Origin of the sequence: Bartonella sp. CL71SXKL (assembly GCF_042194935.1) — a bacterium.
In the GTDB taxonomy this organism is placed as follows: Bacteria; Pseudomonadota; Alphaproteobacteria; order Rhizobiales; family Rhizobiaceae; genus Bartonella.
Genome location: NZ_JBHINI010000132.1, coordinates 1 through 617 on the forward strand (window position 1 = coordinate 1; position 617 = coordinate 617).

Here is a 617-nt window from a genome sequence, read left to right on the forward strand (position 1 = left end):
AGCAATGCGGTTGGCTTGAATGGTGGAAACAACGCTATGCGTGCAAGTGATTTTGTCAACCGTGTATTACAGATGTATGGTGGGCAGCCTCATAGAGCAAGTCCTACAGCGCATGGTGGCATTAGAAATAGAGACAACTTGTTAGAGGTTTTAAGGGCATTATTAGCATCACAAGAAGAGGCTTCGGAAGAAGAAGAGAGTGATGAAGATGATAATCCTTTGATGACGCAATTCATGCGGGCGTTTTACGGACCATTTTACCGGAATTAGGATTTATGAGAGATGTCAACGATCTATGATTGGTCGCTTAGAGCGGCGGATAATACGCGCGTAGATGATTTGATTGATTGGTCCGAAGGACAGTATCCTAGCAGTGTGAATACGAGCGCCCGTGTGATGATGCAGCGCGTAAAGGAATACTTGTCAGACACGGGTGGAGAGCTTGAAGGCATTGTGACAAATGATCATGTCCAACAAACGAGTGTGATAAGACTTGCAAGCACTTCACAGTTTTTAGAGTATAAGAATGGTATCGTTTTGCGCTTTATGGCGACGGGCATGAATGTTGGAGCGACCACGATTGTCTTAAATGCTTTAGATGGCAAGCCGGTTTATAA

At 44.6% G+C, this 617-nt stretch carries 2 pseudogenes; both read left to right on the forward strand.

Annotated elements, in window-relative coordinates:
- Window positions 1-270, forward strand: a pseudogene (locus tag ACFILA_RS09900) (lytic transglycosylase); the annotation flags it as partial.
- A gap of 12 nt (window positions 271-282) precedes the next feature.
- A pseudogene (locus ACFILA_RS09905) lies at window positions 283-617 on the forward strand (phage tail protein); the annotation flags it as partial.